The sequence below is a fragment of the Candidatus Methylomirabilota bacterium genome, from assembly GCA_035315345.1.
Lineage (GTDB): Bacteria > Methylomirabilota > Methylomirabilia > Rokubacteriales > CSP1-6 > CAMLFJ01.
The window spans coordinates 19305-35563 of record DATFYA010000179.1 but is presented as its reverse complement, the minus strand read 5'-3'; the positions used below and the strand labels follow the sequence as shown (position 1 = coordinate 35563).

General features: G+C 71.6%; 21 protein-coding genes and 1 pseudogene. 15 read left to right on the top strand and 7 right to left on the bottom strand.

What is annotated here, in order from left to right; translation table 11 throughout:
• Positions 1 to 631 (top strand): phosphotransferase (locus VKN16_22950; GenBank protein ID HME97071.1); only part of this gene is annotated, 631 nt, incomplete at its 5' end.
• Here the strand turns inward: VKN16_22950 and VKN16_22945 are convergent.
• Together VKN16_22945 and VKN16_22940 are read right to left on the bottom strand one after the other, a co-directional pair.
• Complete coding sequence (locus tag VKN16_22945) at positions 615 to 1403, bottom strand: DUF3750 domain-containing protein (protein ID HME97070.1); 789 nt, start codon at positions 1401 to 1403, stop codon at positions 615 to 617. The genes VKN16_22950 and VKN16_22945 overlap by 17 nt on opposite strands.
• A 61-nt stretch (positions 1404 to 1464) precedes the next feature.
• Positions 1465 to 1665 (bottom strand): hypothetical protein, encoded by a 201-nt coding sequence (locus VKN16_22940; GenBank protein ID HME97069.1) that lies wholly within the window; start codon positions 1663 to 1665, stop codon positions 1465 to 1467.
• Positions 1666 to 1770: 105 nt separating this feature from the next.
• On the opposite strand from VKN16_22940, the gene VKN16_22935 reads away from it, so the two are divergent.
• From VKN16_22935 to VKN16_22925, 3 genes are all read left to right on the top strand, one after another.
• Positions 1771 to 2166: a pyridoxamine 5'-phosphate oxidase family protein gene (locus tag VKN16_22935; protein HME97068.1), complete on the top strand. Its 396-nt coding sequence runs from the start codon at positions 1771 to 1773 to the stop codon at positions 2164 to 2166.
• Between the two features lie 179 nt (positions 2167 to 2345).
• The gene (locus VKN16_22930) at positions 2346 to 2681 is read left to right on the top strand and encodes a hypothetical protein (protein HME97067.1); all 336 of its coding nucleotides are present in this window, start codon (positions 2346 to 2348) and stop codon (positions 2679 to 2681) included.
• 53 nt (positions 2682 to 2734) lie between these two features.
• The gene (locus VKN16_22925) at positions 2735 to 3004 is read left to right on the top strand and encodes a hypothetical protein (GenBank protein ID HME97066.1); all 270 of its coding nucleotides are present in this window, start codon (positions 2735 to 2737) and stop codon (positions 3002 to 3004) included.
• A gap of 104 nt (positions 3005 to 3108) precedes the next feature.
• On the opposite strand, the gene VKN16_22920 is transcribed toward VKN16_22925, so the two are convergent.
• The 4 genes from VKN16_22920 to tenA form a co-directional block, all read right to left on the bottom strand.
• Positions 3109 to 4476, bottom strand: coding sequence for an AMP-binding protein (locus VKN16_22920; GenBank protein ID HME97065.1), 1368 nt, complete (start codon positions 4474 to 4476; stop codon positions 3109 to 3111).
• 16 nt (positions 4477 to 4492) lie between these two features.
• Complete coding sequence (locus VKN16_22915; protein HME97064.1) at positions 4493 to 5848, bottom strand: UbiD family decarboxylase; 1356 nt, start codon at positions 5846 to 5848, stop codon at positions 4493 to 4495.
• 74 nt (positions 5849 to 5922) lie between these two features.
• Positions 5923 to 6900 carry an ABC transporter substrate-binding protein gene (locus VKN16_22910; protein ID HME97063.1) on the bottom strand — a complete coding sequence of 326 codons (978 nt, stop codon included), beginning with the start codon at positions 6898 to 6900 and terminating at the stop codon, positions 5923 to 5925.
• Between the two features lie 125 nt (positions 6901 to 7025).
• Complete coding sequence (tenA, locus tag VKN16_22905) at positions 7026 to 7688, bottom strand: thiaminase II (protein HME97062.1); 663 nt, start codon at positions 7686 to 7688, stop codon at positions 7026 to 7028.
• A 60-nt stretch (positions 7689 to 7748) separates the two neighbouring features.
• Here tenA and VKN16_22900 point away from each other — a divergent pair, with 60 nt between their 5' ends.
• The 10 genes and pseudogenes from VKN16_22900 to VKN16_22855 all read left to right on the top strand — a co-directional run bounded on the left by VKN16_22900 (position 7749) and on the right by VKN16_22855 (position 14324).
• Entirely contained in the window at positions 7749 to 8678 is a 930-nt protein-coding gene (locus VKN16_22900) for an acetamidase/formamidase family protein (GenBank protein ID HME97061.1), read from the top strand.
• A gap of 53 nt (positions 8679 to 8731) precedes the next feature.
• Entirely contained in the window at positions 8732 to 9550 is an 819-nt protein-coding gene (locus VKN16_22895; GenBank protein ID HME97060.1) for a DUF547 domain-containing protein, read from the top strand.
• Positions 9547 to 10440, top strand: a complete 894-nt coding sequence (locus VKN16_22890) for a radical SAM protein (GenBank protein ID HME97059.1) — start codon at positions 9547 to 9549, stop codon at positions 10438 to 10440. Before VKN16_22895 ends, VKN16_22890 begins: the two co-directional genes overlap by 4 nt.
• Positions 10425 to 11225, top strand: a complete 801-nt coding sequence (locus tag VKN16_22885) for a metallophosphoesterase family protein (GenBank protein HME97058.1) — start codon at positions 10425 to 10427, stop codon at positions 11223 to 11225. The genes VKN16_22890 and VKN16_22885 overlap by 16 nt, the downstream gene beginning before the upstream one ends.
• A 35-nt stretch (positions 11226 to 11260) precedes the next feature.
• Positions 11261 to 11911 (top strand): TVP38/TMEM64 family protein, encoded by a 651-nt coding sequence (locus VKN16_22880; protein ID HME97057.1) that lies wholly within the window; start codon positions 11261 to 11263, stop codon positions 11909 to 11911.
• A 17-nt stretch (positions 11912 to 11928) separates the two neighbouring features.
• Complete coding sequence (locus tag VKN16_22875) at positions 11929 to 12447, top strand: DUF3047 domain-containing protein (protein ID HME97056.1); 519 nt, start codon at positions 11929 to 11931, stop codon at positions 12445 to 12447.
• Positions 12444 to 13103: pseudogene (locus VKN16_22870) on the top strand (TIGR04283 family arsenosugar biosynthesis glycosyltransferase). The gene VKN16_22875 and the pseudogene VKN16_22870 overlap by 4 nt, the downstream one beginning before the upstream one ends.
• Positions 13104 to 13154: 51 nt before the next feature.
• The gene (locus VKN16_22865; protein ID HME97055.1) at positions 13155 to 13517 is read left to right on the top strand and encodes an FKBP-type peptidyl-prolyl cis-trans isomerase; all 363 of its coding nucleotides are present in this window, start codon (positions 13155 to 13157) and stop codon (positions 13515 to 13517) included.
• Positions 13518 to 13552: 35 nt separating this feature from the next.
• The gene (locus VKN16_22860; protein ID HME97054.1) at positions 13553 to 13873 is read left to right on the top strand and encodes a helix-hairpin-helix domain-containing protein; all 321 of its coding nucleotides are present in this window, start codon (positions 13553 to 13555) and stop codon (positions 13871 to 13873) included.
• 28 nt (positions 13874 to 13901) lie between these two features.
• Positions 13902 to 14324 carry a DNA starvation/stationary phase protection protein gene (locus VKN16_22855; protein ID HME97053.1) on the top strand — a complete coding sequence of 141 codons (423 nt, stop codon included), beginning with the start codon at positions 13902 to 13904 and terminating at the stop codon, positions 14322 to 14324.
• Positions 14325 to 14384: 60 nt separating this feature from the next.
• On the opposite strand, the gene VKN16_22850 is transcribed toward VKN16_22855, so the two are convergent.
• Positions 14385 to 15263 carry a glycosyltransferase family 9 protein gene (locus VKN16_22850; protein HME97052.1) on the bottom strand — a complete coding sequence of 293 codons (879 nt, stop codon included), beginning with the start codon at positions 15261 to 15263 and terminating at the stop codon, positions 14385 to 14387.
• A 38-nt stretch (positions 15264 to 15301) separates the two neighbouring features.
• Here VKN16_22850 and VKN16_22845 point away from each other — a divergent pair, with 38 nt between their 5' ends.
• Positions 15302 to 16231 carry a TIGR03560 family F420-dependent LLM class oxidoreductase gene (locus VKN16_22845; protein HME97051.1) on the top strand — a complete coding sequence of 310 codons (930 nt, stop codon included), beginning with the start codon at positions 15302 to 15304 and terminating at the stop codon, positions 16229 to 16231.
• The last annotated feature ends 28 nt before the right edge of the window (positions 16232 to 16259 follow it).

Genomic DNA, 16259 nt, shown 5'->3' with positions numbered 1-16259 from the left:
GATGAACGACGTGCTCGCGCGCCTGCACCGGGTGGATCTCGAGGCCACCGGCCTCACCGACTACGGCCGTCCCGGCAGCTACTTCGCGCGGCAGATCCACCGCTGGACCAGCCAGTACCGCGCCTCGGAGACCGAGCGGATCGAGGCGATGGAGCATCTCATCGCCTGGCTGCCGGAGCACGTGCCGCCAGACGACCGGCCCACGATCGTGCACGGCGACTTCCGCCCCGGCAACCTCATCATGCATCCCACCGAGCCGCGGGCCGTGGCGGTGCTCGACTGGGAGCTGTCCACGCTCGGCAGCCCGCTGGCCGACCTGGCGTACAACTGCATGCCCTACCGGCTCGGCCCGAGCACCCTCGGCGGCGTGCTGGGCGCGCCGCTGGCCGAGATGGGGCTGCCATCCGAGGAGGAGTACGTCGCGGCCTATTGCCGGCGGACCGGGCGGTCGAGCATCCCCGACTGGGAGTTCTATCTGGCCTTCGCGATGTTCCGGCTGGCCGCCATCGCCCAGGGCATCATGGGCCGCGTGATCGCAGGCACCGCCAACGACGTCAACGCCCGGGCGCGCGGCGAGCGGGCGCGCCCCCTCGCCGAGGCCGGCTGGGCCACCGTCACTCGGAGCGGCTAGCGCGGGACGGGACCGAGGCGGCCTGCTCGGGGACGGGGGGCTCCGGGCGCTGGCTCCAGCCGAGCCGACCGACCACCGGCAGCTTCAGCGCCGGGCGCTTCACGTCGAGCCCGAACGTCAGGCCCAGCACGTTCAGCTCCAGCCCCTCCTCACCTCCGGCGAGCACGCCCAGCAGCCCGAGCAGGGAGACCTGCACCCCGGTCCCGCTCGGCGTCCAGGCCATGGGGACGCCGCCCGGGATGAAGTCCTTGCCGATGGCCGTGGCCGGCAGGTCGAGGCGCAGCTCGGGCACTGCGCGGCCGACGTAGGCCGTGAAGGTGTTGCTGTTGGGTCCCGGCCACGTCCGGTAGCTCGACGGGTAGGGATACGCCTGGATCGCGGCTTCGATGCGCGTGATCAGCGCGTCGACGCCCGCCCCGCGCCGGTCGGAGAGCAGATCGGGGCGGCTGCCGAACCAGTAGTTGTCGGGCCCGGTGCGGTTGACCCGGAGCGCCGGCGTCCCGCTGCCCACGCCCCAGCCCATGACCTCGTAGCGGGTATAGGCCCCCGCGCCGGACGGCTTGACCGCGATCCAGGTGTGGACCGCCATCACGCCCTTCCAGCCCACCGTCCGGGCGGCGTAGACCTGCACGACGGCGTCGGGCGTGCCGGCCGGATCCGGGGCCTGGCCGGACGAGTCGCGGCGCATCTCCCACCACGGCTGGCCGATCCGCTCCACCGCCGAGCAGCCCACCGCCAACACCAGCAGCAGGAGGAGGCCGAGCGCGGTCACCTGCCCGGGACCGGAGCACCCGAGGCCGCGGTGCCCGAGCGAGCGGGCACCCCGAGCGGGTCTACCGGCTATAGCGGAAGGGCGCCCAGCCGATGCCCTCGATCGGCTTCGGGGTGTAGCTGGCAACCTTCGGGGCGGCCGGGGCTGCCGGCCTGGCCGCCGGAGCCTTGGCCGCGGCCTTGCGGGAAGCCGGCCGGGCCGCCGCCTTCGCCTTGCCGCGGGCGGGTGACGCCTTCTTCTTCGAGGAAGTCTTGCTTTTCATGCGGCCGAATCTACAACACTGCTTTGCCGCGGGTCAATGCGTGCGCGGGGGCGCGGGCGCCGCGCGGCCCGAGGAGTACACTGCACGCCTACGGAGGAGACACTCATGCGAATGACGAAAGCGCAGGCCAGGATGATCGAGTGGGAGCGGGTCGCGCGCGTCGCCACGGTGGGGGCGGGCATGCCGCATCTGGTGCCGGTGTGTCACGTGCTGGCGGGCGGCAAGATCTACTTCGGCTCGGGCAAGCGCGGCCGCAAGGTGCGCAACGTGCGCGCCAACCCGCGGCTCGCCCTGACCGTGGACTGCTACTCGGACGACTGGAGTCACATCACCGGCGTGATGGTGCAGGGCACCGCGCGCGTGATCGAGCGCGGCCCGCGCTTCCGCCGGCTGCGCCGTCGCCTCTACGCAAAGTATCCGCAGTACCCGCGCGAGGCCGCACTCGGCGACTCGGACTCGGTGATCGTCGAGCTGACGCCCACGCACGTATTCTCCTGGTAATCCTTACACGCCTGTCGTGTAATTCCTCCTCCGGCGCCCCCTGAGCGCCGCGCAAATCGCGGGGAAAGCAGGCCGGATGCGGCCCGGCGCTCTCCGAGCGCCACTGGCATGTGGGTTGCCGGTGAACTTTCTCCAACCGGAGCGTGTTACACCCCCGAGGGAAGGAAGAGGAGGAGGAGATGAAGACGCCGGTGAAGAGCTGGCCCCCGAGCTTCGTCGCATTGCTGGCGCTCCTTCTGACCGCGGCGCCGGTCGCCGCGGCCGACGACGGCAAGGCCCGGGAGGGCGCGGCGCAGGTCGAGAGCGGGGCCAAGCAGATCGGCCAGGGCGTCGAGGAGACCGCGAAGGGAGTCGGCACCGCGGTGGTCGGCGGCGCCGAGACCGCGGGAGACAAGATCAAGGAGGCAGGACGGGCAGCGGAGCCCGAGGCGCAGTCGGCCTGGACCAAGACGAGGGACGGGGCCGTATCGTTCGGCCGGAGCGTGAGGCAGTTCTTCACGAGCCTGTTCGAGTGACGCAACCGCAGCGCAGCGCAACCCACACTCAACGTAGAGGGAGGAGTGCTCCGATGAAAGTCAGCTCGGTGATGTCCCTGGTAGCCGCGACGGTGTTCGCCGTCGGCATCGTTGGCCCGGCCGCGGCGCAGACGCCCGCCCCGGCTCCCGCGCCGACCGCTCCGAAGAGCGGTGACGCCTCGATGGACAAGATGGACAAGAAGGACAAGAAGGAGAGCGGCAAGGCTCACAAGCAGCACGCCGCCAAGAAGAAGCCCGCGGCCAAGAAGAGCGACGACACGAAGGCGTCGGAGTCCAAGGCGCCCGAGCAGCCGAAGAAGTAGCACGACCAGCCGCGCGGCACCCGCGCGTTCACATAGGGGCGGCGTGAGGGGAGCACCCTCACGCCGCCTCGCCTGGCCTCCAGTCCCGCGGCGCCGGCCGGGCGTCAGTCCCGCAGCCGCGCCTTGAGGATCTTGCCGGTCGGGCTCTTGGGCAATTCGGTCACGATCGAGACCCGCCGCGGATACTTGTAGCCGGCGAGGCGCGCGCGACAGAACGCGATCAGCTCTTCCGGCTCGGCCCGCGTCCCCGCCCGCAGCGTCACGAAGGCGCTGACCTCCTCGCCCAGCTCGGCGTGCGCGACGCCGATGACCGCCGCCTCCGCCACCGCGGGATGCCCGAGCAGCGCGGCCTCCACCTCGCCCGGCACCACCGAGTAGCCGCCGCGCAGGATCAGCTCGCGCTTCCGCCCCACGATGCTGACGTAGCCGTCGGGCGAGATCGTGGCCAGGTCACCGGTCTTGAACCAGCCGTCGGCGAGCACCGCCGCCGTCTCCTCGCGGGCCCGCAGGTAGCCGTCCATCGCCGCCGGCGTGCGGATCCACAGCTCGTCCTCGACCACGCGCAGCTCGACGCCCGGCACCGCGCGTCCGATGGAGTCGGGATGATCGGCGGTTTCGGCGGCCAGGTAGGAGATCGGGCGGAACAGCTCGGTCATCCCGTAGCCGCGCACGATGCGGACGCCCGTGCGCCGCCGCCACTCGCTGGCCAGTGCCCACGGACAGGGCGCCGCCCCGGAGACGGCCAGCCGGAGGCTCGACAGGTCGGCCGCGACGAGCGCGGGGGACTCGAGGATCCGGGCGAACATCGTGGCCACGCCGGGGAACACGGTGGCGCGATGACGGGCGATCGCGCGGGGCGTCTCCTCCGGCGAGAAGCGCTCCTGCAGCACCACCGTGGCGCCGGCCAGGAGGGGTGCCAGCAGCGCACCGTTGAGGCCGAAGGAGTGCGCCAGCGGCAGCGCGGCCAGCACGCGGTCGCCGGGCGTGAGGCCCATCACCGGTCCGGCCCAGGATTCGTTGGCCGCGGCGAGCGCGGCGTGCGAGAGCACCGCACCCTTGGGCTGCCCCGTGCTGCCGGATGTATAGAGGATGATGGCCGGGGCGGTGGGTGGGTCGACCGGGGTCGGCTCGGCCGTCTCGGTCTCCGGTGCCGCGTCGACGATCGCCCGAGGCCGCAGGTGGTCGAGGATGCGCCCGCGCTCCTCGCCGGCCAGCAGCGGGTTGAGCGGGGCCACGGTGGCGCCGAGAGCGAGCCCGCCCCAGAGGGCGGCGACGAAGCCGCAGGTATTCGGCAGCAAGAGCGCGACGACGTCGCCCGCCCGCACCCCGGATCGCGCCAGCCGCCGCGCGACGCCGCCCGCGCGCCGCTCGAGCTCCCGCCACGTCAGCGCCCCGTCGTCCCACAGCAGCGCCGGCTGCTCGGGCCGGCGGCGCGCGGCGGCGGCCAGGAGCGCGGCGAAGCCGGCGGGCATGGCGGCGATGGAGGGGCTACTGCGTGTAGTCCTTCAGCGCGAGCCGCTTCCACACCTCGGGCGGCACGCGATGGCGCGGAGTGTAGCCGGCCAGCGACGGCTTCGCGGTGGCGTCGACGCCCCACTTGCCGGAGTAGCCGTCCTGCTTGGTGGAGGGATCGAGGTCGGAGCCGCGCGCGTGGGTGACGATCGTGATGTCGCGGTCGGGCTGGCAGCGGGTCGCGATCGCCCACGTGACCTGGCGGTCGTCGAAGATGTTCACGTCCTCGTCCACCACCACCACGCGCTTCATGTAGAGGTCGGCGCCCAGCACCGACAGGATCGCGTTCTTGGCCTGCCCGATCAACCGCTGCTCGATCGAGACGTAGCAGGTGAACGGCGCGGGCACGCGCACCGCCTTCACCGATGGCACCATGGCGCGGACTGCGCGATAGAGATTGGCCTCCATCGGAATGGTCGAGAGGAGCATGTGGTCGAGATGGGCCACCGTGATGTCCTGGAAATAGGCCCCGCCGCGATGGGTGATGGCCCGGACCTGCACCACCTCGCGCTCGCGCTCGCCGAGGCTGTACCCGGTGAACTCGCCGAACGGCCCCTCCGGCGTCCGCGCGCCCGGCAGGATCTCCGCCTCGATGATCATCTCGGCGTGCGCCGGGGCCAGCAGGTCGGAGGTCTCGCACTTCACCAGCTCGAGCGGCTCGCGCAAGAGCGCGCCCATGATCGCGCGCTCGTCCTCGTCGATGGAGCCGATGGCGAGGGCCCCCAGCGCGATGGCGGGGTGCACACCGATGGCGAAGGCCACCGGCAGCGGGCGTCCGAGCGACTCCGCGATGCGCTGGAACTCCCAGAGGTGCTTGCCCAGGGTGAGGTGGATCGCGGTGCGGTCGCGGCCCTGGATCATCAGCCGGTTGTAGGCGCAGTTCCAGATGTCGCGGGTCGGGTCTTTCGCGAACGAGATCGCGGAGGTCACGTACGCCCCCGCGTCGCCCTCGTGGTGCAGCATCTGGGGCAGGGCGTAGAGGTCGATCCGGTCGCCGGTCAGCACCACGTCCTTGCACGGGCCGCCCGAGACGATCCGTGGTGGAACCGGCTTGTCCATGGCGCGCAAATAGGTGGTGAGCATCTCGTCGGGCGCCGCGCCCATCGAGAGCGCCAGCCGCGAGCGGCTCGCGTGCAGGTTGGTCAGCACCGGGAACGACGTGCCCTTCACCCGCTCGCAGATCACCACCGGGCGCTTCCGCGCCTCGCGCTCGAGCTTCACCACCAGGGCGGTGATCTCGTAGGCCGGGTCCAGCTCCTTCGACACCACCAGGAGGTCGTCGGGCCGGGTGCGCTTGACGAGGTCGAGGTAGCCGGGGAGATCCTGTGCCATGTCGCGCCTCTCCGCGTGTCGTCTGGTTCGCAGCCGTCAGGTAGTCGCCGCCCCCCGGCTGGACCCGTAGAATCCTATTCCAGGAACGACAGATCCACCACCTGGCTCATCGGCAGATTTTCCTTCACCCAGCCCATCCGGTGGAACCAGTCCTGCAAGGCGACCAGGTCCTGCACGCGCGGCTTGCCGCTCCGCTCGAGGTAGACCGGATAGGTCGCCTGGATGGTCTCGACCGGAAGCTTCAAGTGCTTCGAGAGGATGCCGGCTACCTCGGGATCCTGCAGGCCTCGGTCGTGGTAGACCTTCACGCCCTGCAGGTATGCCTGCAGAAACGCGCGGCCCGCCCTGGGTCGCTCCTTGATGAGCCTGCCGCTGTACATCAGCACCCCGACCTGGAACGTGGCGATCGCCGGGACTTGGTCGGTCAGGAAGTAGCGGACGCCGACCTTGTGCTTCTCGGCCTTCGCGCCCCACGGCTCCGGCGCGAAGACCGCCTCGACGGCCTTGCTGGCCAGCGCCTTGACGCCGTCCGCGTGCGACATGTTCACGACCGCGACCGCGTCGTAGTCGAGGCCCGCGTGCTCCATCGTCCGGGCCAGGAAGAAGTCCAGCGGGGTGCCCTTGGTCCCGGTGGCGATCTTCATGCCCTTCAGGTCCCGGAGGCTGTTCACCTTGCCCGAGTCCAGCAGATCCTTCCGGACGATCAGTGGCGTGAAGTCGTACCCCGGGCCCACCTGGCCTTTGTCGGCCACGATCTTGAAGTCCATGCCGCCGGCGATCGAGTTGAAGAGGTCGGCCGTGGGCGACCCCACCGAGACGTCGAGCTGGCCGCTGGCCAGCGGCGCGATCAGCTTGCCCGCGGAGGCGAACCGCTCGGTCTCCACGATCACGCCGCGCTCCTGGAAATAGCCCTTCTCCAGCGCGATGTAGATGCCGGCGTTGGAGATGGAGGGCAGGTCGCCGAGCTTCACGGTGTCGGCGGCACCGACGGGAGCCGAGGACGCGAGCACGACGGCCAGCACGCAGGCGAGGTGGTAGCGAGGTCGGGTCATCGGGGTCCTTTCCGACGTCGCGGTGACGTCATCGCGCTAGCATAGCGCGGCGGGCGGCGCTTTCCGCCCAGGTGAGACGGCGTTCGGTTCGACTCGGGATGTCGACGGAAGCGGGTGAGCCGGGATCACACCGGCCAGGCTTCACGCCGCCAGCCCATGTCCCAGAACATCCACTCGTAGCGACTGGTCGTCACGAAGTGCCGCGTCATGCGATCGCGCTCCGGCTCGCGCAGGTCGGCGGCCAGCGCGTCGACGCACCCGAGGACCTCGCGGACCACCGAGCCGAACTCCTCGGAGGCGTACGTCCCGATCCAGCGCGCGAACAGCGGATCGCGCGAGCCGGACCGCTCGAGGGTCTTGCCGACCTCCCAGTAGATCCAGTAGCAGGGCAGCAGCGCGGCGACCGCCTCGTGGAACGGCCCCCCGTGGGCGGTGGCCAGCAGGTAGGACGTGTAGGCCAGGTTCGTCGGGCTCGGCGGGGTGGCCGCCACCGCCTGCGGCGACAGGCCGAACTCCTTGAAGAACGACTCGTGGAGCGTCTTCTCCACCTTGAGCGCGCCGGCGGCGTGCTCGTTGAACATGATGATCCACTCCTCGCGTGGCGCGCGGGCCGCGGCCAGGGCCAGCGCGCGGGCGAAGTCGCGCAGGTAGAGCGCGTCCTGCACCGCGTAGAAGCGGAAGGCCTCGTGGGGGAGCGAGCCGTCGGTGAGGCCGCGCAGGAACGGGTGCGCGAGGATCGCCGCGTAGATCGGCTCGATGGAGCGCCAGAGCGTCGCGGTGAACGCCACGACTAGAGCATACTACGCGGGCCGCGGGGGCGTGATCCGACGTGTATACTCGACGGCGCCATGGACCATCGCCTCGACGCCGAGCAGGTGCACTACGAGTGGAACAACGCGCTGCCCCCGCGGCTCGCCATCGAGCCGGGGGACACCGTCGTCTTCGACACCCGGGATGCGGCCGACCGCTACTACCGGCCCGATTCCACCCACGCCGACGTGCTCGCGCGCGGCCCCTTCCGCGGCCACCCGCTCACCGGGCCGGTGGCGGTGAAGGGCGCGCGCCCGGGCGACGTGCTGGTGGTCGAGATCCTCGAGGTGAAGCCGGCCGCATTCGGCTGGACCGCGATCCGCCCCGGGCGCGGGCTCCTGCCCGAGTCCGACTTCGGCAAGCCGTTCCTGCAGATCTGGGACCTGAGCGACGGCACCCACGCCCGCGCGGGCGGCCGCGTCGCGGTGCCCCTCGCCCCGTTCCCGGGCGTGATGGGGACCGCGCTCGACGAGGCCGGCGGCCACAGCACCATGCCGCCGCGGAAGAACGGCGGCAACATGGACATCAAGCAGCTCACCGCGGGCGCGACGCTCTATCTGCCGGTGTGGGTGGACGGAGCCCTCTTCAGCGTCGGCGACACCCACGCGATCCAGGGCGACGGCGAGGTGTGCGTGACCGCGGTGGAGATGAGCGGCCGGGTCACCGCCCGCTTCGGCCTCGAGCGCGGTCGTCACTTGGCCGAGCCGCAGCTGCGCACCACGCGCGCGCCGTCGGCGGCCGCGCCGGCCGGCTCGTGGTTCGCCACCACCGCGCACGGGCCCGATCTGTTCGCGGCCTCCCAGCAGGCGGTCCGCTACATGATCGATCATCTCGTGCGCGAGCGGGGGCTGTCCCGCGAGGAGGCCTACATCCTCTGCAGCGTCACGGTGGACCTCAAGATCAGCGAGATCGTCGACGCCCCCAACTGGATCGTCTCGGCATTCCTGCCCGAGGGCGTATTCGTCTGAATTGACGCGGCCGTGACATTCCGCGTCCGGACCTCGGCATGCTGAAGCGGACGATGAGACCCCTACTAGGGCGCGTCATTCTCAACCCGGAGGCCGCGGTCGCGACGGACGGACCGGCCGCGGAGGCCGAGAGCCTGCAGCGCGGGATGCTCGGCGCGATCGGATCTCACACGCGGACCGACGGCCGGCTCGATTACGCCGCCCTGCGCGCCTCGCCGGCGTGGACCGAGGCCGCGGGGCGGGCGGGCGCGCTGCAGTCGCTGAGCCTCGGAGACCTGACCGGCCGCCAGCCGCGGCTCGCCTTCTGGATCAACGTGTACAACGCGATGGTGTTCCACGGGATCGTGGCCATGGGCATCCGCCGCACCGTCCGGGAGATGCGCGGCTTCTTCGCCCGCGTGGCCTACCGCGTCGGCGGCTTCACCCTCACCGCCGACGACGTGGAGCACGGCATCCTGCGCGGCAACGCGGCCCACGGCTTCCTGCGGCGGCGGCCCTTCGGCGGCCGCGACCCGCGGCTGGCCCTGGCCGTCCATCCGATGGATCCGCGCATCCATTTCGCGATCACCTGCGGCGCGCAGTCCTGCCCGCCGGTGGGAGTGTATCGCGCGGCCGTCCTGGACCAGCAGCTGGACCTGGCCGCGCGCAACTTCCTGAACCAGGAGGTGGCGATGGACACCCGCGGCTGCGTCACGTGCTCGCGCATCCTCGAATGGTACGCGGCGGACTTCGAGGCCGCGGGCGGGCTCGGCGCGCTCCTGTCGCGCTATCTCGACGCGGGGGCGGTCCGCGACGCGGCGGCCGCCCGCCCGTATCCGTGCGACGCGTTCCGCCCCTACGACTGGTCGCTCCAGCACGAGCCCGCCGAATGAGCCCACGGAGCCTGCCTCTCCTCGGCGCCGAGCGGACGGTGCCGACGGCCCCGTTCCTCGGGCTCTCCACCCTGTGGATCCAGATCACCGGCACCTGGTGCAATCTCGAGTGCCACCACTGCATCAACGCCAGCGGGCCGCGCGCCCCGTGGCTGCGGCCGCTGGACGGCACGACGGTGCGCCGGGCGCTCGCCGAGGCCGAGACGGTGGGCGTCAAGGAGATCTACTTCACGGGCGGCGAGCCGTTCTTGCACGGCGAGATCCTGCCGTTGCTGGAGCGGGCGCTCGAGATCGCCCCGACCACCGTGCTCACCAACGGCACCCTCATCGGCCCCGAGGAGGCGGACGCGCTGGCCGCGATGGCGGCGCGCGCGTCCTACTCGCTCGAGATCCGGGTGAGCCTCGACGACACGGATCGCGCGCTGAACGACCGGGTGCGCGGCGACGGGGCGTGGACGAAGGCGGTGGAGGCGGTGCGGCTCATGCGGGCGCGCGGCCTCCTGCCCATCGTGACCGCGACCGAGATCACGCGCGACGAGCACGGCGCGGGGCCGGGCATGTACGAGCGCTTCCGCGACTTCCTCCACGCGCAGGGGGTGGATCGGCCGCGCGTGAAGATCATGCCGGTGTTCGCCCTCGGCCGTCAGCCCGCCTCCGGGGAGCCGCCGCTCGCCGAGGAGGATCTCGAGGGCTTCGATCGCTCCGTGCTCCAGTGCGCGGACGCCCGGGTGGTGACGTCCACCGGGGTCTACGCCTGCCCGATCCTGGCCGGGCTCGACGGAGCGCGGCTCTCGACCGGCCGCCTGACCGAGTCGTTCGTCGCGGCGCCGCTCTATCACCCGGCGTGCGTGACCTGCCGCCGAACCGGAATGACATGCCGGAACAGCTAGGCGAATACCGGCGGATCGCGGTGTTCGGCGGCGTGTACAACAACTGGCTCGCGCTCGAGGCCACGCTGGCCGACGCGCGCCGGCGCGACGTGGAGGCGGTGTTCTGTCTGGGCGACATGGGCGGCTTCGGCCCGCACCCGGACCGCGTGTTCCCGCTGCTGTGGCAGGGCGGAGTGCTCGCCCTGCAGGGCAACTACGACGAATCGCTCGTCTCCGGGCGCACCGACTGCGGCTGCGGCTACACCGACCCGCGCGACAACCACTACGCGGCGATCAGCTATCGCTACACGTTCGACCGCACCGCGACCGACGCCAAGAAGTGGCTCGGGACGCTGCCCCGCCACCGGCGGCTGAAGCTCGGCCCGCACCGGGTGCTGATGTGCCACGGCTCGCCGCGCGTGATCAACGAGTTCCTGTGGGAATCGGCCACGCCCAGCGGGCTGCTGCGCCACCTGATGGATCGCGCGGAGGCCGACGTGATGCTGTGCACGCATACCGGGATCAAGTGGCACCGCGCGCTGCCGGATGCGCGCCACGCGGTGAACGTCGGCGTGATCGGCCGCCCGGAGAACGACGGCCGCTCCAACGTCTGGTACACGGTGCTGACCGCGGGCCCCGAGCTGGCGGTGGAGTTCGTGCCGGTGGCCTACGATCACGAGGCGCTCGCGCGTGAGATGGAGCGCGAGGGGCTGCCCGCCGAGTTCGCCGAGACCATCCGCAGCGGCTGGTGGACCACGTGTCTCGAGAACCTGCCCGCTCGAGAGCGCGCCCGGGGCAAGTACTGAGCCGGCGCCTGGTCGGTCTCGTCGTCGTCGGGCTGGTGCTCGCGCTGGTGGCGGCCCGTGCGCTCGGCCTGGCCGACGCGGTGCGGCTCGACAATCTGGCCCGGCTGCGCGAGTGGATCGCCGGCTTCGGTCCCTGGGCGCCGGCGGTCTTCATCGGCGGCTACGTGGCCGCGGTGGTCGCCTTCGTGCCGGCCCTGCCGCTGACGATCCTGGCCGGCCTCGTCTTCGGCCCGCTGTGGGGCACGGTCTACACGTCCATCGCCTCGACCGCCGGCGCCTGCCTCGCGTTCCTCCTCGCCCGCTACGCGGCCCGCGGGGTCGTCGCGCGCTGGATGGAGCCGTACCCCGCCCTCGGCCGGATCGACCGCGCGGTGGCCCGGCACGGGGCGCGGATCGTGATGATCACGCGCCTCGTTCCGATCTTCCCGTTCAACCTGCAGAACTACGCCTACGGGCTGACGTCCATCGGCTTCGGCGCCTACGCGCTGACCTCGTGGCTCTGCATGCTGCCTGCGACGGTGGCGTTCACCACCGCCGCGGGCGCGGTGGTCGCCGGAGCGTGGGACGTGCGCCGCATGCTGCTGCTCCTGGGCGTGGCCGGCGTGCTGATCGTCGCGTTGTCGCTGCTGCCCCGCTGGCTGCGGGGGCGCAGCGCCGCGCTCGACGACCTGCTCAAGACGGGGTGATGCGGTCTTCCGCAAGCGTGGCTGCGCTGCTGCTCGTCCAGCGCGCGGCGGCGGGGAGCGCGCTCGCGGGCGAGCCGCTCGTGCCGGGCGGATTCGGCCCGCTGGCCGGCTCGGATCCGCGTCGCAAGAGCGGCGACGACTGCGCCGCGCGCGTCTACATTGCGTGTCGTTACGACCCCGCGACCGCCACCGTCTGGCAGCGCGCGCGGTACGGCGTCTATCGCCTTCTCTACGGGCAATATCCGCCCGGCATGGCGCAAGTCTACGTGTGGGAGAGCCGCCTGCCCGTCGGCACCGGGCCGGAGTCCGCGTACACCGATCGCGCCCGCATCGTCGTCCCCCGCCGCGGCGCGGCCGAGGCCGGGCGCTGGGTCGGCGAGTCGCACGACATTTACTCGGACTTCCAGCGGATCATCGGCGGCGAGCCGCCGCGCATCGCGGGCATCGCGGTGATGACCGATACCGACGACACGGGGGAGCGCGCCGTCGCCTACTCCGACGCGATCACTCTCGCACCGGGCAGCCCGGACCGGTGACGCGGCTCAGCATCGTCATTCCCGCGCTCGACGAGGCGGCCAATGTCGCGCGCCTCCTGCCCGACCTTGCGCGCGCCGGTCCGGACGCGGAGATCCTGGTCGTGGACGCGGGCAGCCGCGACGGCACCGCCGACGTGGTGGCCCGCCATCCCGGCGTCCGGCTACTGACCGCCCCGGCGGGGCGGGCGCGCCAGATGAACGCGGGCGCAGCCGCGGCGACCGGCGACGCGCTGCTGTTCCTCCACGCCGACACGTGGCTGCCCGACGGGGCGGTGGGCGCCATCGCGAGCGCGCTCGCGCGGCCCGGGGTGATCGCCGGCCGCTTCGATGTGCGCTTCGACGGCGAGCGGCCGGTGCTCCGGATGGTCGCGTGGTTCATGAACATCCGCTCCCGGCTGAGCGGTATCTGCACGGGCGACCAGGCCATCTTCGTCCGCCGCGCCGACTTCGACGCGGTCGGCGGCTATCCCGACATCCCGCTGATGGAGGACATCGAGCTGAGCCGCCGGCTCAAGCGGCGGGGCCGGCTGTGCGCGCTTCGCCTGCGGGTGACCACCTCGGCGCGAAAATGGGAGCGCGAGGGGCCGCTGCGCACGATCGTCCTCATGTGGACGCTGCGGCTCCTGCACTTCTGCGGAGTGGCGCCGGGGCGGCTGCACCGCTGGTACTATGGAGCGGCAAAGGAGCCACACCATGAGGGATCGGGCATGAGCGATCGGTCGGACGAGCAGGTCGTGGAGACCGCGACGGGCCTGGGCTACGTCGATCTGATGGAAGGCACCGGCGCCCGGCCCAAGGCCGGCGACACGGTGAGCGTGCACTACACGGGCTGGCTCAAGAGCGGCACGAGGTTCGACAGCTCGGTCGACCGCGGCACCCCGTTCGAGTTTCCGATCGGCAAGGGCCGCGTCATCAAGGGATGGGACGAGGGCGTGGGCTCGATGAAGGTCGGCGGCAAGCGTAAGCTCATCATCCCGGCGCACCTGGGCTACGGTGACCGGGGCGCGGGCGGAGTCATCCCACCCGGCGCAACCCTGATCTTCGAGGTGGAGCTGCTGGGTATCCGCTGACCGGGCGTGGCACTCAACCAGAAGGAGGACCTGCCATGAGGCGATTGGTCGCACTGCTCGTCGTCGCGCTGTTTTCGTTGGGGACCCTGGGCGCGCCCGCGGTCTGGGCTCAGGCGGCCAAGCCGGCCCCGGCGCCCGCGAAGCCCGCCGCCAAGGATTCGATGAGCCACGAGCCGCTGGACCTGAACACGGCCAGCGAGGACCAGCTGAAGACCGTGCCGGGCATCGGGGATGCTTACGCCAAGAAGATCGTCCAGAACCGGCCCTACAAGCGGAAGGACGAGCTGGTGCAGAAGAAGGTCATGCCCAAGGCCACCTACGACAAGATCAAGGATCACGTCATCGCCAAGCAGTAGGCGCGCAACCGTCGGCCCGGTCGGCGCATTGAACAACCTGCTCGCCGACGAGTACGTGCTCTATACCAAGACCCGGAACTACCACTGGAACGTCGTCGGGCCGCAGTTCAACGATCTGCACAAGTTCTTCCAGGAGCAGTACGAGGCCCTCGACGAGATGGTGGACGAGGTCGCCGAGCGGGCGCGCTCGGTGGGCGGCAAGGCCTACGGCACCTTGGCCGAGTTCTCGCAGCACTCGCGACTGAAGGAACAGCCGGGCAAGCAGCCGGCCGCGGCCACCATGGTCGCCAATCTGCAGGCCGATCACGAGGCGATGGTCCGCACGCTGCGGGCCGATCTCGAGACGGTGATGGAGAAGCACAACGACGCGGGCACCAACGACTTCCTCACCGGCCTGATGGAGAAGCACGAGAAGATGGCCTGGATGCTCCGCTCGTTCAACGAGAAGTAGGTCGCTGCATGCCGGAACCACCACGGCGCGGGCGGGCCGCGAGGCCGTCCGCGCCGTTCTTCATTCGTCGAGCTGCCGCTGGATCTCCCGCGTGACGCGCGTCGCCTCGTCCGGCTCGCCGGTCATGGTCAGCGGGACCGCGGTCGGGCTCCACGGCGTCCAGCGCCGACGGGTCGACGCCGGGAACAGGATCACGCTCGGCGCTCCCATCGCGGCGGCGAGGTGGCTCACGCCCGAATCGCCGCCCAGGTAGACGCGCGCGGTTGCGAGCACGGCGGCCAGCGTGGGAAGGTCCGGCTCCACGAGGCGCGCCCAGGTCGTCGGGAGATGCGCCATCAGCGCGTCGGCCGCCGCGACGTCGGCGGGGCCCTGGTGGACGACGACCGGCAACGGACGCCGTGCGGTCACCGCCCGGATCACCTCGGCGAACCGCTCGGCCGGCCATTGCTTCCACGCCGCGCCGCTGCCCGGATGCACCACGAGCGTGGCGCGCGCGGGTGTCGGCCCGGCGAGACGGAGCGGGCCGGGCGGCTCCGGCACGCTGACGCCCCACGGCGCGAGGGTGGCGATCAAATGACGCCACACCGGGATCTCCTCCTCGGGCACCGGCGGCGCCACGATCGTCTCGCGCGCGAGCGAGGCCAGGCGCTCGCGATAGAGGGGCTCGCGCGAGCCGAACCAGGAGACGACGCGATCGCCGCGCGCGGCCAGCGCGGCCAGCGGCGCGGGCACCGGTTCGCGGGTGAAGAGCGCGTCGAGGCCGAGCGCGTCGAAGCCGCGCGCCTCGTCGACCACGTCGAGCGCGACGAGCAGCCGGCCCAGGCGCGGCTGGCCCACGAAGACGAGCGGCGCGGTGGCGCGGAGGCCGCGCAGCGCGGGCACCGCCTGCAGCACGTCGCCGAGCGCGCCGGGATGGATGATCAGGATGCCGGATTGCACTTGACCTCTCGCGCGGCGGCCCGTAGCATCCAGCCACCATGAAATTCGCGCTCTTCCAGGGAATGACCGGGCCGACGTGGGACGAGATCCTCGCGCTGTGGCGCTACGCGGATCAGGCGGGCTGGGACGCGGCGTGCGTCACCGATCACTTCATGCCCAATACCGCGGATCGGGTGGGCGACACGCTCGAGTGCTGGACCGCGCTCGCTGCGCTGGCCGCCGAGACTCAGCGGATGCGGGTCGGCACCATCGTGAGCGGCAACACCTACCGGCACCCCGCGCTGCTGGCCAAGATGGCGGCCAACGTGGACATCATCTCGCGCGGCCGGCTCATCTGCGGCATCGGCGCGGGCTGGCAGGAGAACGAGCACCGCGCCTACGGGATGGATTTCTACAGCACCGGCGAGCGGCTCAAGCGGCTCGACGAGGCCTGCCGCGTGCTCAAGGCCCTGTGGACGGAGACGCGCGCGAGCTACAAGGGCCGCTACTACCAGCTGGACGACGCGCCCCTGATGCCGAAGCCGGTGCAGCGGCCGCACCCCGAGCTGATGGTGGGCGGCGGCGGCGAGAAGGTCACGCTGCGCATCGCGGCTCAACACGCCGACCACTGGAACGTGTGGGGCGGCCCGGCCACGCTGACGCACAAGGGCCGCATCCTCGACGAGCACTGCGCCCGGGTGGGCCGCGATCCCAAGCAGATCCTCCGCTCCGCGGTGATGGTGTTGGCGTTCGCCGACGACCGCGCCGGCGTCGAGCGCGCGGAGCAGGCCTACATGAAGCGGATGGGCGCGGACGCCGAGAAGGCGCGCGACACCGTGCTGGCGGGCAGCCCGAGCCAGATCAAGGACAAGCTCGGCGCCTTGCAGGCCGCCGGCGTGGGCATGCTGTTCATTCCGACCTTCCTGCTCCCCGCCGATCGGCGCCCCACGCTCGATCGGTTCATGGCCGAGATCGCGCCCGCTTTCTAGTCGGAGGGGGCCTCGACAGCCCCCTCCG

What these genes read in the sequence shown, in the direction of transcription:
- VKN16_22940 (HME97069.1), bottom strand. Translation starts at nt 1,665, where the DNA reads ATGAAAAGCAAGACTTCCTCGAAGAAGAAGGCGTCACCCGCCCGCGGC.
- VKN16_22935 (HME97068.1), top strand. Translation starts at nt 1,771, where the DNA reads ATGCGAATGACGAAAGCGCAGGCCAGGATGATCGAGTGGGAGCGGGTC.
- VKN16_22930 (HME97067.1), top strand. Translation starts at nt 2,346, where the DNA reads ATGAAGACGCCGGTGAAGAGCTGGCCCCCGAGCTTCGTCGCATTGCTG.
- VKN16_22925 (HME97066.1), top strand. Translation starts at nt 2,735, where the DNA reads ATGAAAGTCAGCTCGGTGATGTCCCTGGTAGCCGCGACGGTGTTCGCC.
- VKN16_22920 (HME97065.1), bottom strand. Translation starts at nt 4,476, where the DNA reads ATGCCCGCCGGCTTCGCCGCGCTCCTGGCCGCCGCCGCGCGCCGCCGG.
- VKN16_22915 (HME97064.1), bottom strand. Translation starts at nt 5,848, where the DNA reads ATGGCACAGGATCTCCCCGGCTACCTCGACCTCGTCAAGCGCACCCGG.
- VKN16_22910 (HME97063.1), bottom strand. Translation starts at nt 6,900, where the DNA reads ATGACCCGACCTCGCTACCACCTCGCCTGCGTGCTGGCCGTCGTGCTC.
- VKN16_22900 (HME97061.1), top strand. Translation starts at nt 7,749, where the DNA reads ATGGACCATCGCCTCGACGCCGAGCAGGTGCACTACGAGTGGAACAAC.
- VKN16_22895 (HME97060.1), top strand. Translation starts at nt 8,732, where the DNA reads ATGAGACCCCTACTAGGGCGCGTCATTCTCAACCCGGAGGCCGCGGTC.
- VKN16_22890 (HME97059.1), top strand. Translation starts at nt 9,547, where the DNA reads ATGAGCCCACGGAGCCTGCCTCTCCTCGGCGCCGAGCGGACGGTGCCG.
- VKN16_22885 (HME97058.1), top strand. Translation starts at nt 10,425, where the DNA reads ATGCCGGAACAGCTAGGCGAATACCGGCGGATCGCGGTGTTCGGCGGC.
- VKN16_22865 (HME97055.1), top strand. Translation starts at nt 13,155, where the DNA reads ATGAGCGATCGGTCGGACGAGCAGGTCGTGGAGACCGCGACGGGCCTG.
- VKN16_22860 (HME97054.1), top strand. Translation starts at nt 13,553, where the DNA reads ATGAGGCGATTGGTCGCACTGCTCGTCGTCGCGCTGTTTTCGTTGGGG.
- VKN16_22845 (HME97051.1), top strand. Translation starts at nt 15,302, where the DNA reads ATGAAATTCGCGCTCTTCCAGGGAATGACCGGGCCGACGTGGGACGAG.